Genomic DNA, 20187 nt, shown 5'->3' with positions numbered 1-20187 from the left:
ACGGCCGCCCCGGCGTGCGGGGCGGCCGTGGTGCTGTGCCCCCATTGGAGGCGGGCGCGTCAGACCGCCGACGAGCGGCGGATCTCCTCCTCCAAGGCGCTCACCGCCTGCCGGGTCCGGATGTTCATCGCTGCCGTGTGTTCGCGGAACGCGGCCTCCGACTCGGCCCGGTGGCGCCGGACCTCCTGCTCGATGGTGTCTTGGGCCATCTCGAGGTTCGCCACGGCCCGGCGCTCGGCGAGCCGGACCTCCTCCTCGTGGATCTTGACCGCGCTGTTGCTGGCGCTGGTGAGCATCCGGTCGTACGCGGACTCGCCGCTCAGGTACTTGACCAGCACAGGGAGTACGTCGAGGAGTACGAACAGCAGGCGGACCAGCCAGATGCCCACGAACAGCACCGGGTTCCCGGCCGCGAGACGGTCGAGCGCCCGCATCCGCTCCAGGACGCCGATCTCCTTCTGCTTGGCGCGCTCCTCTTCCAGCCGCCGCTCGACGCCTTCGGCTCGGGCCTTGAGGAAGTCGCCGCGTGACTCGGTCTGCTTGGCCTCCATCTTCGAGATGCGGCTGTTCATGCGGGCCAGTCGCTTCTCGTTCTCGTCGGTGCGGTGGGTCGTGCGGTAGTCCTGTGCCTTCTCGCGCAGGCGCAGGCACTCGGATGTCCGCTGGTACAGGCCGGTGGCGGCTATGCGGACCAGCCGACGGCACTCGTCCCGGACTTCGGAGTCGATGTCCTCCAGCCTGCTGGTGTCCCGGTCCACCCGCTCCTGGAGTGCTTCGGCGTCGGAGCGAAGGGTCGCCAGTTCCTCGGCCCGCTCCCCGGGCGTCTTGCCGAAGGAGAGAACGTAGGTCCCCTCGCAGCCCTTCGGCAAGACGGTCCGCGTCGTGGACGGCACGGGGTTGCAGCGGATCAGGTTCGTGCGCAACCGGTCGACGGCGTCCGTGCGTTCGTCGGCGACGTGTTCTTCGATGGCCGTCTGGAAGATGCGCAGCACCAGGGGTTCGGCGATCACCGCGCCGAGCATCAGGGCGACCAGCAGGCGTGTGAGGAGTGGCCCGACCCGTCGCCGCGCGTTCGGCTGGGGAGTGACCAGCCAGCGGTCGAGGTTGAGCACGAACAGCATCCAGATGACCGTCGGGACGATGGCTATGAGGGAAACCCTGCCCAGCGCCTCGGTCGCGAAGTTCCACATGGAGAAAGCCGCGATGGCCGAGGTGCCGAGCACCACTCCACCGAGGGCGGTGTACTTGCTCCGCTCGTACCTGACCCTGTCCAGCAGTTCCTCGTCGACGCCGGTCAGGACGCGCAGCCGTCGTGCGGCGTCGAAACCGCGGGAGCGTCGGGCGGTGCGGGCGGGGGCTCCGGTGCCGGTGGTGCGGGCGCCGGCCCGGTCGTCCGCTGTGCTCGCGGCGGCGTCCTCGCCCGGACCCTGGCCATCCGGCGTGCCGGGGGCCGTCACATGGCTCGTCAGGAGGTCAGTCAACGAGATCGTCCTCGTCCTTGACGAAACCGGTCTGCGGGTCGCGCGAGCCGTTCCGGTCCGCAGCCGTGCGGCCGGGGTACGCCGACCCTGGTTCGACCATGCGGGTGGCGCCGGCCGCGGCCCCGATGCCGGGCGCGGCGTTGCCGCCCGTCTCCCTCAGGACCTGTTCCAGGACCTGGTGGTAGTCGACGTACTCGCTCCCGCCCATCTGGCGCAGCAGCGTCAGCAGCATGTCGCGGCGCACCTGCGTCTCCGCGGTCTCGCGCGCCTGCGCGTGGGCCCGGTCCGAGGTCTCGGCCTTGTGGCGGCGGGCCGACTCCTCCTCGGCTGTCCGGTGGATGCGGGCCGCCGCCTCGGTGACGTCGATCTCCTTACGGGCGATGCCGAAGGCGTCCACGTGGTCGGACCCCTGGGAGAGCAGTTCCGCGATCCGCAGTGCGTCCTGGGTCTCGAAGTCGCGTTGCCCGCGCTGGAGTTCCCAGGACCTCCGCTCGTCGCGCAGCTTCTGCTCCCAGTCCCGCAGGTCGTCCGACGCGTGCACCTCGGCGCTGACGAACTCCACGCTCATGCCCGCGACCCGCGGCGGCACGATCGCGCTGTAGGCGGTCATGCGGTGACCGACCTCGGTCCGTACCGCGTTGACCTCCTCCACGCGGTGCCCGGCGCTCACCCTCGGCAGGTCGGCGTCGCCCATCAGGTAGGCACGCAGCGGAACGGTGACATCGATGACGCCCTGCCGGGCGACAACGGTCGGATCGGTCACCTGGCAGGTGAAGGACGCCCGCACCGTGAAGTTGTCCGCCTCGCTCACCGACGGGAGTGTGCGCTCCACCTCGACCAGGCGCGCCCGGGTGTCGATCAGGCTGACCGAGGAGGCGTCGAGTACGTCGGGGTGGGACGGATCGAACACCATGCCCTCGGGGAACGCGCGGTAGTTTCCGCCGACCCTGAAGACGTGGACCGCGCCGGGCGGCAGCTGCGGCACGTCGTCGCGGCGACGGCGCCGAGACCACCAGGCGCCCTGGACCGTGGCCAGGATGTGCTCGGCGATGACCGGGTAGTTCACTTGCTTCGGCCTCCTCGGACGGAAGTGAGAGCGGGGGTGGGCGGAGGAATGGGTGGGAGGGACGCGGTGGAGTGCCGGGAGTCCGCCGTCGCTCCACCGCGCAGTGACCCGATAAGCACCTGCGCCAGTCGGCGGGCGCCGGGTATCGCGTAGTCGGGGTGCTTCAGGGCGATGGACAGGTGGCGGCGGAGCGCGGCCCACCGGCGCTCGCTCATGGCGTTCCGCATGGCCTCGCCGAGCCCGCGTACGGCGTCGGTGACGGACGGGTCGTCCCGCAGCTGCACCAGCGTCCGGCACAGCTCGCCGACCGCCAGGCTCCGGTTGCCGCTGTGCAGGATGTCCGCCCACAGGAACCCCAGGTGGCGGGGGCTGTCCGGGACGGTGCGCACAAGTGCCGCGGTGAGGGGCTCGGCGCTGTCCAGCCGGTCGGCCGCGAGGAGCTGAACGGCGTTCCGCAGCGCGACCGACAGCTCCCTGGACCCCGGCGTCGCCTCTGCGATCATGGTCCGCACGTACCGGAGGATGAGCAGCGCGCGCTCCGGTTCCTGTTCGGCGGTCTGCAGCAGCAGGACCAGCGAGCGACGGGCCGAGAAAGCGATCCGCTCCCCGCGCTGCGTCAGGAACCACAGCCGGCCGAGCGCCTCCATGAGGTAGAGGGAGCCCAGGCGTCCCGTCAGCGCCATGGCCGCCGTCACGGCCCGGCCCGATCCGTTGTTGGCCGTCCAGCTCAGCGCGGTGCTCAGGGCCTGCGGTGCGAGATGCTCGACGTCGCACATGAACTGCAGCGTCAGCGCGGCGGTCACCCGCTGGTTGGCGGGCCCGTCGGACCAGACCCTCAGCAGGTTCTCGTCGACCTCGACGAGCGCGTGCCGGGCCAGGAACGCGACACCGCGGGCCACCTCCGTACGGGTGTCCAGGTCGCCCAGCAGGGCCAGCTCGGCCAGCCACCGGCGCAGCGGGTACCAGAGTTCGTAGCCGTACAGGTCGTGCAGCTCCGCGATGACGAACTCGCGGGCACGGGGTTCGGTGAAGACCAGGCACCGCTCGCTGCGTCCGGTGTTCCGTCCCGAGCCGGGCCGGTGCTCGGCCCTCACCAGCCCCGCCGCCCGGTCCCTCCAGCGGGCCCGGGACTGCTGGGTCACCGCGCCGCGCGACACCGTGCCGGCCTCGTCGCCCGGCTCCGCGGCCGGCGTCCCGCCGCTCTGCTCCCAGGTGCGGACATGGGTGGTGAGCGCGGCGCACTCCTTCTCGAACGTCCGCTCGGGGATGCCCTCCAGGAAGGCCAGAGCCGCGAGCGGGATCAGGTCCTCCGCGGGCGGTTGCTTGCGGAACAGTTCCTCGACCAGTTCCCGGCACCGGTCTCGCAGGGTGTCCAGCGCGCCCTCCGCGCCGTCCCGGGACAGGGCCACGGCCGCGGCGACGACATCCGCCGGCCGCCGCTGCTCGCCGACCCGCTCCCGCAGCTCCTGTTCGGTGTCCGGCGCAAGGGCGGTGCCGGGCAGTAGTCGCCGGCACCGCTCGAACAGCTCCACGGGGTCCGGGGCCCGCCATGCCACGCAGTGGTCCTGCAGCGCCAGCCGCCGGCTGGTCGCGCCGCCCGCCGTGATCACCAGGTACGAACCCTTGCGGCGCAGTTCCCCGCTCAGCCGCCCGATCTCGTACGCCTGCACGGCCGCGGCGTTCAGCTCGCCGACGTAGTCGAGGATGACGTACCCCTGCCCCGGCCTGAGGTCCCGCGCCGTGGCCAGGCCGGCGAGCGCGTTGGCGGGCGACAGGCTGCGCAGCCTGGCCCCCTGGCCCAGGACTTCCCTGAGCAGGGCCAGGGAGCCTGCGCCCCGGCCGCAGTCGTCCTGGCCGGTCAGCACGACGAGCGCTTCCTCTCGTAGTCTGCCGAGCGCGTCTTCGAAGCAGGGCTGCGGCGGGACGTAGAACCGCAGGGCGTCGTCCACCTCCTCGGGCTCGATGACGCCGGGGGCGAGACCGGGGGACGGGGCGGCGCCGAAGCCGAAGGCCGCGCCTGCGGCGTCGACGGTGCCGTAGAAGTTGTTGCTGACGAGCTGGTGGACGTGGCGCAGATCGGCGTATCCCCGTTCGTCCTCCTCGTGTTCGTCCGGCTCCCGGCGCCGCTCGGCGGCCGCGTCCGGGCCGGATGCGGCCGCTTCGGCCTCCGGCACGCCCCCGGCGCCGTCCGGTGCGGGCGGTCCGGACGGTTCGGATGGTTCGGTGTCCTGGTCGGGTGCGGGCACGGGCGGTATGGTCAGCCCGCCGTCCGGTTCCGGTCCGTCAACCACCTGCACTCCCGAAGCCGAAGACGGCGCCCCGTGCGTCCACGGCGCCGGCGATGTTGGTGACGCTGATGTTGTCGGCGCGGTACTCGTCGCCGGTCCCGCCCGCGCCGGCCGGTCCGGACCGGACCGCCGCGGGTTTCCTCCGCGCCGTCTCCCCGGACCCGGCCGCCTCCGCGGATCCGGGCCTGTGTGACGCGGTGGCCGGTATGCCGAGCACGGGCACGTGCAGCCAGGCCGCGGCCTCGTACTCCTTCACCCGGACGGTGACGCGGGTGAAGTCCTCCGGTGTCAGTACCGTGTGGCCGCCCGCCACCGTGGACCGGAAGACATCGTCGGACAGCAGCAGCACCAGATCGGCCTCGGGGTGTGCGGCCAGGGCCTCGTAGAGCGGGCGTGCGCTCAGCAGGCGCGCCGTGGCCACCACGGCTGTGCCGGCGAAGCCGTTGTCGGCCAGTTCCACCGGCCCCTGGTGGATGACGGCCCGCAGCCGCATGCGGGCCCGGGGGACCCGCTGGGCGTTGTACTCGCGCAGCCCGGCGGCGAGATGGCGGACGTAGTCGTCGACCAGGCGGGGTTCCCTGCCGTCGACGGGCCGTACGGCCAGTTGCTCGTCGCCCTTGTACTGGATCCTCCACTGCGCGCGGTCGAGACCGGCTCCCCTGGCTGCACGGTCGAGAAGCCGCGGCAGATCGTGCTGGATTTCGGACTGCCTACGGTCGTTGTTGCTTCCGTAGGCCTGCGCGTCCACGGCTATGCAGGCGCAGGGATGGAAGTCAGGCCACGTATCCACCCGGTCATTTCCTCTCTGGGCAGGCGGTGGGCAGAAACTGCCCACGAAGTGCTGTCCGAGAGGTTAGGAGAGGAGGCGCGGGGTGATTCCGTATCAGTACGGGTTGTCCGCAAGGACTTTGGCGAATTCGAGCAGCTTCGGAACGTCACAGATGGTTATGTTCCGGTAACTGCGTTCCACCAGTCCCTGGGCCGTCAGCGCGGCGAGCTTCTTCTCCGCCGTGTTGAGCTTCAGGCCTGCCAGTGAGGCGAGTTCCTTCTGCGTCAGCGTCACCCCGAGGTCGCACCGCCTGCCGTCGCCGTCCGGCGCAGGCTGGGCGTACGCCTGGCACAACTCGGCCAAGACCCGGGCCAGGCGGGTCAGCGCGTCGTAGGCCTGGAAGTCGATCCGGCGCCGATTGGCCCAGCGCAGCCGGGCGCACAGCATGTGGAGGACGGCCCGCATGGCGTCGGGATGACGGGAGAGGAACGCCTCCAGCGACCTCACCTGGATGATCCGCGCGGTCACGTCGCCGCACGCGACCACCGTGCCGGACCTGGGGCGCTCCTCGAAGGCCGCCATCTCTCCGACCAGGTCACCCGCCACGCGCACGGCGAGCAGCATGTCGTAGCCACTTTCCGAGCTGGCGACGACTTTCACGACACCGCTTGTGATCAGCAGGACGTGCCGGCTCTCGTCGCCCTGCTGGAGCAGGACACGGTTCGGCGGATAGGTCATCGGAGTGCCCTGGCGCAGGATTTCTTCCCGCGTCGTGTTCAGCAACCGGCCGAGAAATGCGGTCGGCGGCCACACGTGGTTCACCAGCCCTCCCCGGCGTTCTCGTTCCATGGCGCCGCACGCCGTTCAAGCCCGACCATGCTGCCGCCGGGCCGGGCGCCGGTGAACAGCCTGAACGGAATGTGGCCTGTTTTCGTTCTTCTCAGCCGGAATTGACCGAACACGCATTCTCTGTGAGAAGAGTTGACCAGACAGCGGGCTTTGCCGCGCCGGGCGCGCCGGAGGGCCGGGCGACCGAAGACCGCGATCCCACCGGGCGGGGCGGCAGTGGCCGCGTCCCCGTACGCGCCGGGGGTCGGGGGCCGGGACCGTCACAGTCGCCGTCTGGCCCTCTCCAGGGCTCCGGCGTAACCGGCCAGCTGCTTGCGGTACTTGTCGGCCATGGGTTGCTCGACCGTGCGCTGGGCGGCGGAGACCGCCTCCCACAGCTCGCCCTCCCGCTGGCAGCGGGCGTCGTCCCGTGCCATGGCGAGCTCGTACTCGGCCGCCGACCGCAGTGCCCGGCCGTCGCCCTCCCCGGCCCGGTCCTTCGCGGTGTCCGTCCGCTTCCCGACCAGTTCCGCGGCGGCGGAGCCGTCGGGGACGGAGTGCCCGGCGCCGGCCATGCACTCGGCCCACCGCTTCCTGGCCCGCTTGACCTCATCGGTCCGTTCGACGTCCTCGACGACCCGGTTGGCGAGGAACTGGTACGTGTACATCAGCCGGTCCCAGTCCTTGCCGTACAGCTTCTCGCCGGCCCGGAACTGGCATCCGTCGGTGTTCACCGTGAAGGACTCGCCCGTGGGGAGACGGACCGTCTTCCGGTGCTCCTCGGTGCCGGTCAGCGCCTTCTCGAACGCCTCCTCGTCCTCGCCGGTGTCCCGGGCGGGCTCCGCCCCGGAAGGGGGTTCGCCCCGGAGCACCGGTCCGGTGATGCCGTACCCCTCCTTGGCCGCGAAGTCCTCGGTGAGCAGCCCGTACGGGTTCCAGGCGGGCGTCTCGTCGCCGGTGACGGGCGGCGACGGGAGGTTCAGCGGCTCGACGTCGACGCCTCTTTCGGCCAGGCAGTCGTCCACCAGCCGGCGTTCCATGCGGTCCAGCCGGCTCTGCTCGCCGTTCGTCAGGGCCGGTACGCGGTCCCCGAAGGGGATCACGGCGTCCGTCTGCGAAGCGGCCGGGGGTGTGGGGGAGTCGCCGTCGCCGCAGGCCGTGGTCGTGGCGCCCGTCAGGACGAGCAGGAGCACGACCGCGCCGGTCCGGGTCCTCATACAGGTCTCCTCGGGGTACTCGATGCGGCGGTGCCCGGCCCGGCCGCCCCCGTTGCGCGTCCGGGCCGGGCACCGTCAGATCTGCGGATGCGACCGGGTCAGCACCAGCGGTTCGAACCCGCGCCGTTCCTGAGAACGCTGTTCGAGGTGTCGTGCAGCTGGTAGCCGATCTTGAAGACCACGGAGGAGCCCGTGTAGTTGGTCCCCGCCCAGACGCGCACGCTGCAGCTCGTGCCGTTGTTGTACATGGAGCGGGAGTTGGCGAACTTGTAGTACTGCCGCAGGTTGGAGTTGTCGTAGGCCACCTTTCCGGGGAGGCCCGAGAAGTTCGTGGTGGACCACGAGCACAGGTACGTCTGGGGGCAGTCCGACTTCGCCGCCTGCGCGGTACCGGCCGTGGCCAGCATTCCGCCCCCGGCGAGGGCGACGGCGGAAGCGACTGCGGCAATTCGGGTGCTGAACCGCATGCGTGATTCCTCTCCTGTGATCTGGGAATTGCCCCGGACCGGTCGGCCGGCGGCACGGAACGAAGCTATGGGCCCCGCCTGCGGCTTTGGAAGCGTCTTCCGGTGTCCCGGGCGGGAACGGGACGTCCCGGGACACGTCACGTCCATGACCTCGGTACCCGTTGGAGCGGCGGCCGGGCCTGGGAAAGAATGAGGGTCCCCGTCTCGCCCCACCTTCAGACAAGGGGAATTCCCATTCCATGACAGACATTCACGAAAAGGACGAGCCCCACCACGAGGAACACGGCTCCCTGGCGGAGCGGTTGCGCTTCCTGCGTACGCACAGCGGTCTGACCATCAGCGCTCTGGCCGAGCGGACCTCCTACAGCCGGTCCTCCTGGGAGCGGTACCTCAACGGCAAGTCCCTGCCGCCGAGGACGGCGATCACCGAGTTCGCGGCGGTCGTCGGAGTCGCTCCGCATCCTCTGCTGCGCCTGAGGGCGCAGGAGGGGTACCGGGGACCGGCGGCGCACAGGAGACCCGGGGACACCCCGCCGCGCGGCAGCCCGGCGCCCGGGGGAGAGCCGGCCGGGGACAGACCCGTTCCGGTGGACGCCGCGGCAGGCCCCTCCCGGATTCCGGAGGAATCACAGGCCGCGACACCGGAGAAAACAGCCGCAGCGGACCGCGGCCATCGGACGAGAACGAATCTGTTCTCCGCGCTTCTCGCTTTCGTGGCGCTGGTCACCGGAATATTGATCGGAGGCTGGTTCTTCGGCGGGAACGGAACGGAAATCCGGGAACGGCAGGAAGCGGGGGGCGAACCCGGATGTACGGAATATGAATGCCGGGACAAGGATTCCCAGCGACTGGGTTGCCACATAGGGGCGTGGACCGCGGCGGCGACCTGGTCCGGTCGCACCTACATCGAACTGCGTTACAGCCCGCGGTGCCGGGCCGCCTGGGCCCGGATCACGGACGCGGAGGTCGGTGACACCGCCAGGGTGGAGGGGCCCAAGGGTGTGCACAACCAGCGCTCGGTGACCTACGAGAACGACACCTACTCACCCATGGTCGAGGCGCCCTACCCGGCTGCCGCGCGTGCCTGCGGGGTGGTGGGGGGCAAGGAGGTCTGCACTCCGCAGGGTGGTTCCTCGCCTCTGCCTCCCGCGCTCACCGACGAACGCGAGCCGGCCCGCAGGGCCGCGCCGACGGAGAGCGGCACGGGGACAGGCGCGGGGACGGACTCGGGGACAGGCGTGGAGACGGGAACGGAGGCGGGCACGGAAACGGAGGCGGGCTGACAACCGTCGCCGGGCGGGCGGTCCGCCGGGAGGAGTCGCCGCCTCCGCGATACGCCGGGCCGCCCTCGTGTCCGGGCCACCGGTCGGCGGGTGTTCGGGGGAGCAACGGTCGCACGTTGCGGCAGGTGGCTTGAAATCGCCGCTCTCACAAGGATTCTGACGCTGCATATGTGATGTGCATGTGCTTTGGCAAGGCTGTTCCAGTCGCCGGATGATCAATACCCTGAGCCTGTCTGCCCGTCACGTCTTCGATGGAGCTCGCCTTGGCCAGCACACAGCAGTTCCCCGACATACTCTCGCCCGAGTTCGCCGCCGACCCCTACAGCGCCTACCGCGTGATGCGCGACAGCGCGCCGCTGATCTGGCACGAAGCCACCCGCAGCTACATCGTCTCCCGTTACGAGGACGTGGAGCGGGCGTTCAAGGACGGCACGTCGTTCACCACCGACAACTACGAGTGGCAGATCGAGCCGGTGCACGGGAAGACGATCCTCCAGCTCAGCGGACGCGAACACGCGGTACGCCGGGCCCTGGTGGCCCCCGCCTTCCGCGGCAGCGACCTGCGGGACAAGTTCCTGCCGGTCATCGAGCGCAACTCGCGCGAGCTCATCGACGTCTTCCGCCACACCGGCAGGGTGGATCTGGTGGACGCCTACGCCACCCGCTTCCCCGTCAACGTCATCGCCGACATGCTGGGGCTGGACAAGGCCGACCACCCCAGGTTCCACCGCTGGTACACCTCGGTGATCGCCTTCCTGGGCAATCTCTCCGGCGACCCGGAGGTGACCGCGGACGGCGAGCGCACCCGGGTGGAGTTCGCCGAGTACATGATCCCCATCATCCGGGAGCGCCGCGAGAACCTGGGCGACGACCTGCTGTCCACGCTGTGCGCCGCCGAGGTGGACGGTGTGCGGATGAGCGACGAGGACATCAAGGCGTTCTGCAGCCTGCTGCTGGCCGCCGGCGGGGAGACCACCGACAAGGCGATCGCCGCCATCTTCGCCAATCTGCTGGCCCACCCCGAGCAGCTCGCCGCCGTACGGGAGGACCGCTCCCTGATCGACCGGGCGTTCGCCGAGACCCTGCGCTACACCCCGCCCGTCCACATGATCATGCGGCAGACCGCGCAGGACGTGGAGGTCAGCGGGGGCACGATCCCGGCCGGTGCGACCGTCACCTGCCTGATCGGCGCCGCCAACCGCGACCCGGGCCACTACAAGGAGCCCGACTCCTTCGACATCTTCCGCGACGACCTGACGTCCACCACCGCGTTCTCCGCCGCCGCCGACCACCTGGCCTTCGCGCTGGGCCGGCACTTCTGCGTCGGGGCGCTGCTGGCCAAGGCCGAGGTCGAGATCGGCGTCAACCAGCTGCTGGACGCCATGCCGGACATGCGGCTGGCCGACGGCGCCGAGGTCGCCGAGCAGGGCGTGTTCACCCGCGGCCCCAGGGAGGTGCCGGTGGTGTTCACCCCGGTGTCCTGACCGGCCGGGACGGGACCGGGTACGGACACGGACACGGCCGTGCCGCCGCCGGAACGGGGAGTCCCGGCGGCGGCACGATCGGCTCGCAGGAGTTCGGCCCGTACGGGTCCGGCCCGCACGGCCCGGCGCGGGGCTACACCACGGGCGTGAAGGCAACCGGCAGCGAGGTCAGACCCCGCATCCAGATGGACGGCCGCCAGGTCAGCTCCTCCGGCTCCACCGCCAGGACGATGTCCGGCAGCCGCTCCAGCAGCGTCTCCACCGCGGTTCGGGCGATGACGTCGGCCAGCAGGGGGGCGGGGTAGGGGCAGCGGTGCTCGCCGTTGCTGAAGCTCAGATGGGCGGAGTTGACCTGCGCCCCGACGTGCCCCTCGGGCCAGATCTGCGGGTCGGTGTTGGCCGCGGCCAGCCCCAGCACCAGGCAGTCGCCCGCCCTGATCTGCCGCCCGCCGAGCTGGATGTCGCGGACCGCCCAGCGGCCGACGAAGTTCTGTGTGGGGGTGTCCAGCCACAGCACCTCGTTGAGTGCCTGGCCCACGCTCACCCGGCCGCCGGAGACGTTGACGGCGAAGCGGTCGTCGGTGAGCAGCAGCCGCAGGGTGTTGCCGATCCAGTTGCCGGTGGGCTGCTGGGCGGCGGCGATGACGGAGATCAGGTCCTGCACGATCTCCTCGTCGGTCAGCCCGGCCGGGTCGGCGATCATGCGGGAGGTGACGTCCGGGCCGGGGTCCTCGCGCTTCTCCGCGACCAGCCGCTGGATGCGCTCCTGGACGCGCACGTAGGCGGCGACCGGGTCGTCGCCCTCCGAGGCGTCCAGGGACATCCGCAGGTCCTCCACCAGTTCGTCGGTGTCGGCCCCCTCCAGCGGCATGCCGCACATGCGGACCGCGGCGCGCATCGGCAGGGCGTGGGCGTACGCGGACATCAGCTCCGCCTGCCCGCTGCCCGCGAACTCCGCGAGGAGCTGTCCGGCGATCTCCTGGCAGTCCTGGGAGAACTCCAGCTGGTCGATCTCCTCCAGGGCCGCGCTGATGACGCCCGCCCGGCGCTGGTGCTCGGCCCCTTCGGTGAACAGCACCGACGGCTGGTAGCCGACGAACGGCATCAGCGGCCAGTCGGCGGGGATGGCGGGCCACTGGTTCCAGCGCCGCGAGTCCCGGGCGAACAACTCGTCGTGGCTGGTGACGTAGGAGACCTCGGCGTATCCGAGCACCAGCCAGGCGGGGATGCCGCCGTCCAGCAGCACGGGGGCGACCGTGCCGTGGTCGCGGCGCAGCGCCCGGTAGAGCTGGAAGGGGCTCTGCTGGTACTCCAGGCCGCTGAGCGGGACGGCGTCGGGGTGGGCCGCGGGACAGGCGGCCGGCGGGGCGGCGGTGCCCTGTGCGGACTGGCCGGGCTGGCCGGCCTGTGCGGACTGGTCGGCCTGTGCGGACTGGTCGGTCATACGGTCATCTCCCGTGCCAGTGCCTGCTGGTAGAGGTGGTCGACGAGGGTGATCAGCACGTTCTTGCCGGAGTCGCGCAGCCGGGCGTCGCAGTCGACCAGCGGCACGTCCTCCGGCAGGTCCAGCGCCTGGCGGATCTCCTCCAGCGAGAAGCGCGAACCGTCGTCGAACCGGTTGACGGCCACCACGAACGGCGTCCCGTGGTGCTCCAGCCGGTCGATCGCGTACCAGGAGTCGGCCATCCGCCGGGTGTCCACCAGCACCACCGCGCCGAGCGTCCCGGAGAACAGCCGGTCCCACAGGAACCAGAAGCGCTCCTGCCCGGGCGCCCCGAACAGGTACAGCACGGTCTGCTCGTTGAGGCTGATCCGGCCGAAGTCGAACGCCACCGTGGTGGTGTTCTTGTTCCGCAGACCGGCGACATCGTCCACCCCGGCGCCGGCCTGGGTCATGACCTCCTCGGTGTTCAGGGGGCGGATCTCGCTGACGGATCTGACCAGCGTCGTCTTTCCGACGCCGAAGCCGCCCACTATGACGATCTTCAGTCCGGTCTCGGCGGCGTCCGCGAGCGGCGTGCGCGCCGGGGCCTCAGAGGTTGCGGAGTCCAATGAGCACCTCCTTCAACAGGGCGGATTCGGGCGCGTCGCCGTGCGCTGCGGACGGACGCGGGTTCCGTGCGGTGATGCGTCCGGCGGCGAGCAGATCGCCGAGGAGGATCTTCACCACGGTGATGGGCAGGCGCAGATCGGCCGCGACCTCGACCACCGCGGTGGGGTGCTCGCACAGCTCCAGGATGCGTACGTGCTCCGACTGCATGCCCTCCGTCGGCCGGCACTCGCTGACGATGAGCGTGACCAGGTCCAGCCCGGCCTCCCCGCCCCGGCTGCGTCCGCCGGTGACGGTGTAGAGCCGGTGGGGGTCGCCGATGTCGACGGGTTTGCGGATCATGACGGGACGCCGCCCTCGGCCGGCTTGCGGGGCTCGGCGCGCAGGTGCTCGCCGATCTGCTCGACCAGCTCGTCCATCTGGTGGCCGACCACGCCGGGGTCCGCGCCGTCGTCGGCGACGACGGCCAGATGGGCGCCCTCCCCCGCCTCGACGATGAACAGCAGGCCCCCGTGGAACTCCGTCATCGAGTGCCGCACCCCTCCGCTGCCGTCGCCGAACTCCACGGAGGCTCCCTGTGCCAGGGCCTGCATGCCGGAGGAGATGGCCGCGAGCTGGTCGGCCCGGTCCAGGGTGAGGCTGCTGCTCCAGCACAGTTTGAGCCCGTCGCGGGAGAGCACCAGGGCGTGTCGGGTCCCGGGAGTGCGGTTGAGCAGGCTCTCGAGAAGCCAGGTCAGGCTGTTGTCGGTGGTCTCCATGATCTGCATCGGGCTTCTCGGGCCGACTGTCCGGCCACCGGCCCGTGCCTCCAATCTCGCGGTCTTCGCTGGGGGATGGGGCGCCCGCTGGTCGGGCGGGCGCCCCGGGGGGTGTCGGAGGGGGCGCGCCTACTCGGAGGGGTTCTCGGGGCGCCTGGAGCGGTGGAACGCCCCGAAGCTCGCTCCGGCGTCACGGGCGGAGCGCTTCCGCTGCGGAAGACCGGCGGAGGCGTCGGCCGCCCGCTCGCGGGCGCGGTCGGCCCGGGCCAGGGTGCGGCCCCGGGGGCGCACCGGCAGTCCGTGGGTGGTCTCCCCCGCCGCGGGCGCCGGGGTCCCGGCGGTGTCCGGCGGTGCGGAGGCGGACGCGGGTTCGCCCGTACCGGACGGGAGCGCCGTACCGGCCCGGGTCACCGTGCCGGTCGTGGCGGCCGGGGCGGCGGGGAGGGCGGGCCCGGTGACGGGGGCCTGGGACTGCCGCGGGGCCCTGGCGGCCGGCACCACGGCCGCGGGCGGTGCCTCGGCGCGCTGCTGTGCCAGCAGGTGCGGCGGCAGCAGGACCACCACACCGGTGCCGCCCCGGGAGGAGGGCCGGTAGCTCACGGAGATGCCGTACTTGTGGGCCAGCAGCCCGACCACGGCCAGGCCGAGCCGGGTGCCCTGGAGGTGGGCGAGGTCGGTCGAGTCGCCGGAGACGGCCTTCTCCGCGCGGCGCATCGCGGCGTCGGACATGCGCAGCCCGCTGTCCTCGATGGTCACCACGAGGCCGGCGGTGCGCTCCTCGACGTAGACGTTGACCTCGTCGATGGGCGGGGAGAAGTTCGCCGCGTTGTCGATGAGTTCGGCGAGCAGGTGCATCACGCCCTCGGCGGCGAACCCGGCGATCGCGGTGGAGCTGGCACAGTGCATGCGGACCCGCTGGTAGGCGGCGATGCGTCCCACCGCGCCGCGCAGGATGCTCTCCATGACGATCGGCTTGTTCCAGGCCCGGCTGGCGCGGCCGCCCATCAGCAGGGCCAGGCGGTCGGTGAGCAGCCCGATCTGCGAGGTGCTGTGGTCCAGCCTGAGCAGGTCTCCGAAGACCTCCTCGCCGTGGCGCTCCTGCATCTCGCGCAGGTCCGCCAGCATGCCCACGGCGGCCGCCTGCACCCGGCTGAGGGCCTTGGTGCCGGCCGTCCGGGCGGCGGCGGACCGCCGCTCGCTGGTCGCGTACTCCCGGATCACGAACTCCGTCAGGGCGGCCAGCCGGTCGTCGTCGGGGCGCGGCACCTTCGCCAGGACCGTACCCGCCGAGGCGCCGCCGCGCAGCCGCCCGAAGGCCCCGGGCAGGACCTCGGCCATGAGGGTGTCCACCCCGCCCGCCAGCGCCTGTGCCCACCGGACCGCCTCGTCCCGCTCCGCCTGCGCGGACAGCCGCTGCCCGGTGGCGGAGGAGACCTCGTGCGCGAAGGAGTGGAGGAGGCGCTGGAGCGGGAGGTCCTCCGGAAGGGGCACACCGGCCAGCGCGTCCTCGGGCCGCGCGCCGGCCCGCAGCCGCTCGGCGACCGCCGGCAGCACGGAGTCGGCCAGGTGCGCGGTGTACGCCTGCCGCTGCTCGGCCCGGTGGCGCAGGGCCGCGATCTCGGCCGCCGCGTTCGCGGACGCCGTGGTCATCCGCTGCACCGTCAGGAAGACGGCGAGGAAGCACCCGACGGCCACCACCGCGGCCACCGCGATCACCCCCAGCACCCAGGGGCGCGTGCTGTCGGGGGCGGCGGCGGCGCCCGCCGCGCCGCCCGCCACGAGCGCCGTCAGGCAGACGGCGAGCAGGACGAGGGGCAGGCGTCCTCGGGGCACTCGGGGCTGGCCGGGGGCGGCAGGATCTGACATCGCGCAATCCCTGTGGCTGTGTGGGGCGAGTGATGCGGTTCGGAAGACAAACGGCGGCCGAAAGCCCGCTGAAGGAAGGGGAGTTGCCTTCTCGTGCGATTGCCTTCGTCATAGTAACCATGCATCACGCAGCGCGTGTGCCGAGTCTGTGGAGAGGCGCCCCCGCCGCGCCGGACCGCGCCGGGCATGATGGGGTGCGACCACGACCTTCCGGGGGGATCCATGCGTGTACGCGGTACGGCCGCCGTCTTACCGGCCGTCACCACCGCCCTGTTACTGGCCACCACCGCGTGCGGCGGGGGTGGGGGAGGCCCGGGTGGCGGCGAGGGCCCGCCGCCGCCCTCCTCCGTACCGCCCGCGCCCCTTCCCCCGGACCCGGAAGACGTCGCCGCGCTGAAGGAGGCGGTGAGCCGCTACGTCGACGCCTACTTCGAGCCGGACGCCGGGGCCGCGTACGCGATGTACTCGGACCGCTGCCGCCAGAAGGTGACCGAGGAGGTGGTCGCCGGATCCCTGGAGCGGGCGGCGCGGGCGAACACCGAGGGCAGGCGGTACGCCCTGGAGCGCTTCTCCGCCGACGAGTTCTGGGGTGAGGACACCGCGTACGTGACGTACGGCGTGGGCGACGAGCCGAGGTTCGACCACCGCAAGCAGCAGTGGGTCCGCGAGAAGGGCGACTGGCGGTACGACGGCTGCTGAGCCGGGCGCCGGGCCCGGCCCGTCCCCGGCCGCCCCCGTGACGCGGCCGGGGACGGGGGTCAGCGGGCGGAGTCCGTGCCGTCGTCACGGGTTCCGCCGCCGGCTTCGCCGCGGGTCCCGCCTCCGGCGTCGCTGCGCGCCAGGACGGTGCCGTCGGGGCCGTACGCGGTGACGGTGACGCGGGTGCCGGGCCCGGTGCGGCCGGCGTCGACGTGGTACACGCCCCAGCCCGGGTCGCCGGGCAGCCGCACCATCCCCGCCTCCCAGGTGCGGCCGCCGGCCGTCACCGTGATGCGGGCCGGTTCGGTCTCCGTGCGGAAGGCACCCGTGTAGAGGACGCCTCCCTCCGGGGTGGAGCTGTGCCCGAGGCTGAGGCCGCCGGGGCGGACGCTGTCGCCCACCATGTCCCTGGCGGACTCGACGCTCTCCCGGAAGGCCTCCGGGCCGCCCCAGGACACCACGTAGTTCTGCCTGCCCTCCGGCAGCAGGCCCATCAGCGCGCCCCGGCCGATCTCCACCGGCTCGTACGGCTCCACCACCCGCACCACCGAGGACGCCCGCGGGCCGGTGGTCTCCTTGCCGGCCGGGCGCTCGGGGGCGGCGGCGGGACGGGCCGCCGCCCGGTCCCCACCCGGCCCATGGCCCTGGCCCTGGCCCTGGAGGGCGAAGGCGGTGCCGCCCAGGCCCGCCAGTGCGACGGCGGCGACCCCGGCCGCTACGAACCGCTGCTTGCTCATGTTTCCTCCACATCGTGGGCGTACGCGTCCGAGCGGGGGCGTACGCCGTTCCTCGTCGTCATGACTCAGACGTGGGGGGAGGGCGGAATCTATGTCAGGGAGCGGATTTCTCCGCGGACGCGGCACCGGCGCCCGCCGCGGCGGCGGTCTCCTCCCGTACCGGGACCGGTTCCGAGGCGGCCTCGGACGGCTCGGCGGCGGGCCCGGCGGTGGACCCGGCGGTGGACCCGGCGGTGGACCCGGCGGGCGCCTCGATGCCGAGCGCGAGATCGCGGGCGGTCTCCGCCTCGCGGAGGAACAGCCGGTACCACATGAAGACCACGAAGCCCGCGAAGACGAACCACTGCGCGGTGTAGCCCAGGTTCTGGAACGCCTTCAGGTCCAGTCCGGTGCCCGCCGCCGCGACCGGCGGCACCGCCTCCATCGGCTCCTGCGCTCGCTGGACGGTGATCCACACGTCGTACACCTCGTACGGCACCAGGTTGACCAGCGTGGCCGCGCCGATGATGCCGACCTGGCCCTTCGGCAGGGCACCGCCGACGGCGCCCGGTGAGCTCTGGCTCTCCGGCGCCTGGAGCACTCCGGTGACGCTCACCTCGCCGGCCGGCGGCGCGGGCACCCGCGCGGGGTCGGCCTCGCCCGGCAGCCAGCCGCGTACGACGGGCAGTGCCCGGCCGTCGCCGGTGCGCAGCGGGGTCAGCACGTAGAAGCCCTCGCGGTCGCCGAGACGGCGGCCGGGCACCAGGAACTCGTGGTCCGCGTCGTACCGGCCGGTGGTGCGGGCGGCCTGCCCGGCGGTCTCCTGGGTGAGGGGCAGCAGATCGTCCAGCGGCCTGGCGTCGGCCTCGGCTGTCCCCCGCGCCGAGCGCTCCTGGCGGGCCTGGTGGGAGTCCACGCGGTCCTCGAAGCGGCTCAGCTGCCAGCTCCCCATGAACAGGCAGACGGGGATCGACAGCAGCACGAAGAGGTTGATCACCCACCAGCGCGGGGTCAGCAGGAACCGGTACACGCCCTCAACGGTACGGGGGCGGGGCGGGAGCGGCCCACCCGCCCCCGCCCCGCGTGCCGCTCGCGCCGCCCGCCGTGCGTTCAGCCCACCGGGACGGGTCCGGTGCGGTACACCGTCCCGGCGCAGGCCCCGGCGATCTCGATCTTGCCGATGCGCGGTTCGCCCGCCGCCGGCACGTAGCGCAGGACGACCGAGGCCGCCGCGGCGCCCGAGCCGGAGCCCGAGCCGCCGGTGTCGTACGCGAGCTGGGGGCTGACGCCGCTGCCGCTGCTCTCGGTGGGCTCCTCGACGGTGTCGCCGCCCTCGCCGCCCTGGCCGCCGTCGGGGGGCGCCGTGCCGCCTCCGGTGTCGGTGCCGCCGGAGGAGTCCGTGCCGCCGCTTCCGCCACTCCCGCCGCCCGTATCGCCGCCGGTGCCGCCGGAGTCCGTGCCTCCGGAGGAGTCGCCGGGGGCCGTCGGACCGGGGCCGGGGCTCGCCGGGCAGCCGGTGGCGCCGCCGCCCTCGCGGGGCACCCAGGCGAACCGCACCGTGTACGACTTGCCCGGTTCCAGGACGAACGAGCCGGGTTCGAGCCGCGGGTCGGGCAGTTTGGCGGCCCTGCCGCCGGAGGTGTGGTCGACGACGCCGAAACTGGTCGGATCGGCGGCGCCCGCCGGGGTGGCGGTGACGGTGTCGGAGCCGTCCACCAGGCAGGAGGCGTCCGAGATGTTGGTGATCTTGAAGGCCCCGTACACGTGGCCGTCCGCGTCGGCGGGGCTCACCGTGGAGCCGCCGTCGCCGATCTGGGAGCGCAGGCAGCTCGGCGAGGTGGGGCCGAGGGTGTCGTCGGTCGCGGGGGACGACGCGGAGCCGCTCCTGCCGGAGTTCTCGCGCGAACCCGACACGTCCTGCCGCCCGCCGCCCTCGGAGTTCTGGTCGGCGCCCTGGTCGGCGGCGTCGCCGCTCTGGCCGCCCGTACCGGCCCCCTCCCGCCGTTCCAGGGCGCTGGCGGCGTTGGTGGTGTCGCCGTCCATGACCCGGGTGATGACACCGCTCGTCATCAGGGCGGGGGTGGCCACACCGATGACGAGGGCGGCGGCGGCCGCCCCGACCGTCAGCTGCCTGCGGCGGGCACGGCGGGCGGGTACGGCGTGGTGGAGGCGTTCGAGGGCGTCCGGGGACGGCGCGACGTCCTCGACCGCGCCGTGCAGCATCAGCCGCAGCGACCGCTCGTCCAGACCGGCCGGATCCACCGGGGCGTCCGGACCTGCCGGAGCGTCCGGGCCGGCCGCCGGGGTACCCGGATCCGCCGGGGCGTCCGCCCGGCCCGCCGGAGTACCCGCCGGGTCCTCGCCCGCCGGGCCGCTCACGTCCGGCTCCCGCCCCTCCCGCCCGCCGCCCTCGCCGTGTCCGGCTCCGGTCTCCCCGTGCGGGTCGCGCTGTTCCTCGTGCCGTCCGTCGCCGCTCATGCGGGCGCCTCCATCGCGACCCGCAGGGCGGCGATGCCCCGGGAGCCGTACGCCTTCACCGAACCGAGCGAGATGCCGAGCGTCTCGGCGACCTGCGCCTCGGTCATGTCCGCGAAGTACCGCAGGACCAGCACCTCCCGCTGGCGGCGCTGAAGCCTGCGCAGCGCCGCCTTCAGCTCGTCCTGCTCGATGCGCGCGTACGCGCCCTCCTCCGCGCTGGCCATGTCCGGCATCGGCTTGGAGAGCAGCTTCAGCCCCAGGATGCGGCGGCGCAGTGTGGAGCGGGAGAGGTTGACGACGGTCTGGCGCAGGTAGGCCAGGGTCTTCTCCGGCTCCCGCACCCGTCTGCGCGCCGAGTGCACGCGGATGAACGCCTCCTGCACCACGTCCTCGCAGGACGCGGTGTCGTCGAGCAGCAGGGCTGCGAGCCCGAGCAGGGAGCGGTAGTGGGCCTGGTAGGTCTCGGTGAGGTGGTCGACGGTGGTGCCCGCCACTGTGGTGCCCGCTGCCATCGCGCCGTCAGCGTCCCTCGCCTGCGAGGGGAGCCGTCCGGGACGGGAAGCCGACCAGGGAGCGATCACGGGCATGCCCCTGCCGGACGTGCCGCCGCCCGCGGGGGCCCGTACGGGCGCCGTTGCGATTCCGAGTGCCTCTGCCACGCCTGTTGGACACGCTTCCCCCCGTCAGGGTTGTACGCGCGGAGCGTCGTTCTTTCCGGCGAGCCGGACGACCGCATG

Annotated in this window: 19 protein-coding genes; 3 read left to right on the top strand and 16 right to left on the bottom strand. The window is 72.6% G+C overall.

All coding sequences use genetic code 11. From position 1 onward, the window contains the following. Positions 1-59: 59 nt before the first annotated feature. The 7 genes from ACW69E_RS03115 to ACW69E_RS03085 form a co-directional block, all read right to left on the bottom strand. Positions 60-1481, bottom strand: coding sequence for a DUF4407 domain-containing protein (locus tag ACW69E_RS03115; protein ID WP_457496608.1), 1422 nt, complete (start codon positions 1479-1481; stop codon positions 60-62). Further along, a complete protein-coding gene (locus ACW69E_RS03110) occupies positions 1474-2547 on the bottom strand; it encodes a hypothetical protein (RefSeq protein ID WP_457496607.1) in 1074 nt (357 codons plus the stop codon). The genes ACW69E_RS03115 and ACW69E_RS03110 overlap by 8 nt, the downstream gene beginning before the upstream one ends. Beyond that, complete coding sequence (locus ACW69E_RS03105; protein ID WP_457496606.1) at positions 2544-4838, bottom strand: hypothetical protein; 2295 nt, start codon at positions 4836-4838, stop codon at positions 2544-2546. The genes ACW69E_RS03110 and ACW69E_RS03105 overlap by 4 nt, the downstream gene beginning before the upstream one ends. After that, positions 4831-5625, bottom strand: a complete 795-nt coding sequence (locus tag ACW69E_RS03100) for a hypothetical protein (protein ID WP_457496605.1) — start codon at positions 5623-5625, stop codon at positions 4831-4833. The genes ACW69E_RS03105 and ACW69E_RS03100 overlap by 8 nt, the downstream gene beginning before the upstream one ends. A 93-nt stretch (positions 5626-5718) precedes the next feature. Then, on the bottom strand, positions 5719-6426 hold the full coding sequence (locus ACW69E_RS03095; protein ID WP_457496604.1) for a Crp/Fnr family transcriptional regulator: 708 nt from the start codon (positions 6424-6426) through the stop codon (positions 5719-5721). Between the two features lie 287 nt (positions 6427-6713). After that, positions 6714-7649: a hypothetical protein gene (locus ACW69E_RS03090; protein WP_457496603.1), complete on the bottom strand. Its 936-nt coding sequence runs from the start codon at positions 7647-7649 to the stop codon at positions 6714-6716. 98 nt (positions 7650-7747) lie between these two features. Continuing rightward, entirely contained in the window at positions 7748-8116 is a 369-nt protein-coding gene (locus tag ACW69E_RS03085; protein WP_457496602.1) for a peptidase inhibitor family I36 protein, read from the bottom strand. Between the two features lie 239 nt (positions 8117-8355). Between ACW69E_RS03085 and ACW69E_RS03080 the strand changes: the two genes are divergently transcribed. Further along, a complete protein-coding gene (locus ACW69E_RS03080; RefSeq protein WP_457496601.1) occupies positions 8356-9399 on the top strand; it encodes a helix-turn-helix domain-containing protein in 1044 nt (347 codons plus the stop codon). A 263-nt stretch (positions 9400-9662) separates the two neighbouring features. Then, a complete protein-coding gene (locus ACW69E_RS03075; protein WP_457496600.1) occupies positions 9663-10883 on the top strand; it encodes a cytochrome P450 in 1221 nt (406 codons plus the stop codon). A 133-nt stretch (positions 10884-11016) separates the two neighbouring features. On the opposite strand, the gene ACW69E_RS03070 is transcribed toward ACW69E_RS03075, so the two are convergent. From ACW69E_RS03070 to ACW69E_RS03050, 5 genes are all read right to left on the bottom strand, one after another. Beyond that, positions 11017-12327 (bottom strand): cytochrome P450, encoded by a 1311-nt coding sequence (locus ACW69E_RS03070; RefSeq protein WP_457496599.1) that lies wholly within the window; start codon positions 12325-12327, stop codon positions 11017-11019. Next, entirely contained in the window at positions 12324-12935 is a 612-nt protein-coding gene (locus ACW69E_RS03065) for a GTP-binding protein (protein ID WP_457496598.1), read from the bottom strand. The genes ACW69E_RS03070 and ACW69E_RS03065 overlap by 4 nt, the downstream gene beginning before the upstream one ends. Continuing rightward, positions 12916-13275, bottom strand: coding sequence for a DUF742 domain-containing protein (locus tag ACW69E_RS03060; RefSeq protein ID WP_457496597.1), 360 nt, complete (start codon positions 13273-13275; stop codon positions 12916-12918). Before ACW69E_RS03060 ends, ACW69E_RS03065 begins: the two co-directional genes overlap by 20 nt. After that, positions 13272-13691: a roadblock/LC7 domain-containing protein gene (locus ACW69E_RS03055; RefSeq protein ID WP_237877442.1), complete on the bottom strand. Its 420-nt coding sequence runs from the start codon at positions 13689-13691 to the stop codon at positions 13272-13274. The genes ACW69E_RS03060 and ACW69E_RS03055 overlap by 4 nt, the downstream gene beginning before the upstream one ends. 129 nt (positions 13692-13820) lie before the next feature. Beyond that, a complete protein-coding gene (locus ACW69E_RS03050; protein ID WP_457496596.1) occupies positions 13821-15557 on the bottom strand; it encodes a sensor histidine kinase in 1737 nt (578 codons plus the stop codon). Positions 15558-15779: 222 nt separating this feature from the next. On the opposite strand from ACW69E_RS03050, the gene ACW69E_RS03045 reads away from it, so the two are divergent. After that, positions 15780-16256, top strand: a complete 477-nt coding sequence (locus tag ACW69E_RS03045; RefSeq protein ID WP_457496595.1) for a hypothetical protein — start codon at positions 15780-15782, stop codon at positions 16254-16256. Positions 16257-16315: 59 nt separating this feature from the next. Here the strand turns inward: ACW69E_RS03045 and ACW69E_RS03040 are convergent, their stop codons facing one another. The 4 genes from ACW69E_RS03040 to ACW69E_RS03025 form a co-directional block, all read right to left on the bottom strand. Then, positions 16316-16993 (bottom strand): hypothetical protein, encoded by a 678-nt coding sequence (locus ACW69E_RS03040; RefSeq protein ID WP_457496594.1) that lies wholly within the window; start codon positions 16991-16993, stop codon positions 16316-16318. 94 nt (positions 16994-17087) lie between these two features. Beyond that, positions 17088-18002, bottom strand: coding sequence for an SURF1 family protein (locus tag ACW69E_RS03035; protein WP_457496593.1), 915 nt, complete (start codon positions 18000-18002; stop codon positions 17088-17090). An 80-nt stretch (positions 18003-18082) separates the two neighbouring features. After that, a complete protein-coding gene (locus tag ACW69E_RS03030; protein ID WP_457496592.1) occupies positions 18083-19450 on the bottom strand; it encodes a hypothetical protein in 1368 nt (455 codons plus the stop codon). Next, a complete protein-coding gene (locus ACW69E_RS03025; protein ID WP_457496591.1) occupies positions 19447-20037 on the bottom strand; it encodes a SigE family RNA polymerase sigma factor in 591 nt (196 codons plus the stop codon). Before ACW69E_RS03025 ends, ACW69E_RS03030 begins: the two co-directional genes overlap by 4 nt. Positions 20038-20187 lie beyond the last annotated feature (150 nt).

This window comes from Streptomyces sp. SS8 (assembly GCF_054072955.1).
Note: the sequence above shows the minus strand (reverse complement) of the source record. Positions and strands in the feature narration are given on the sequence as shown.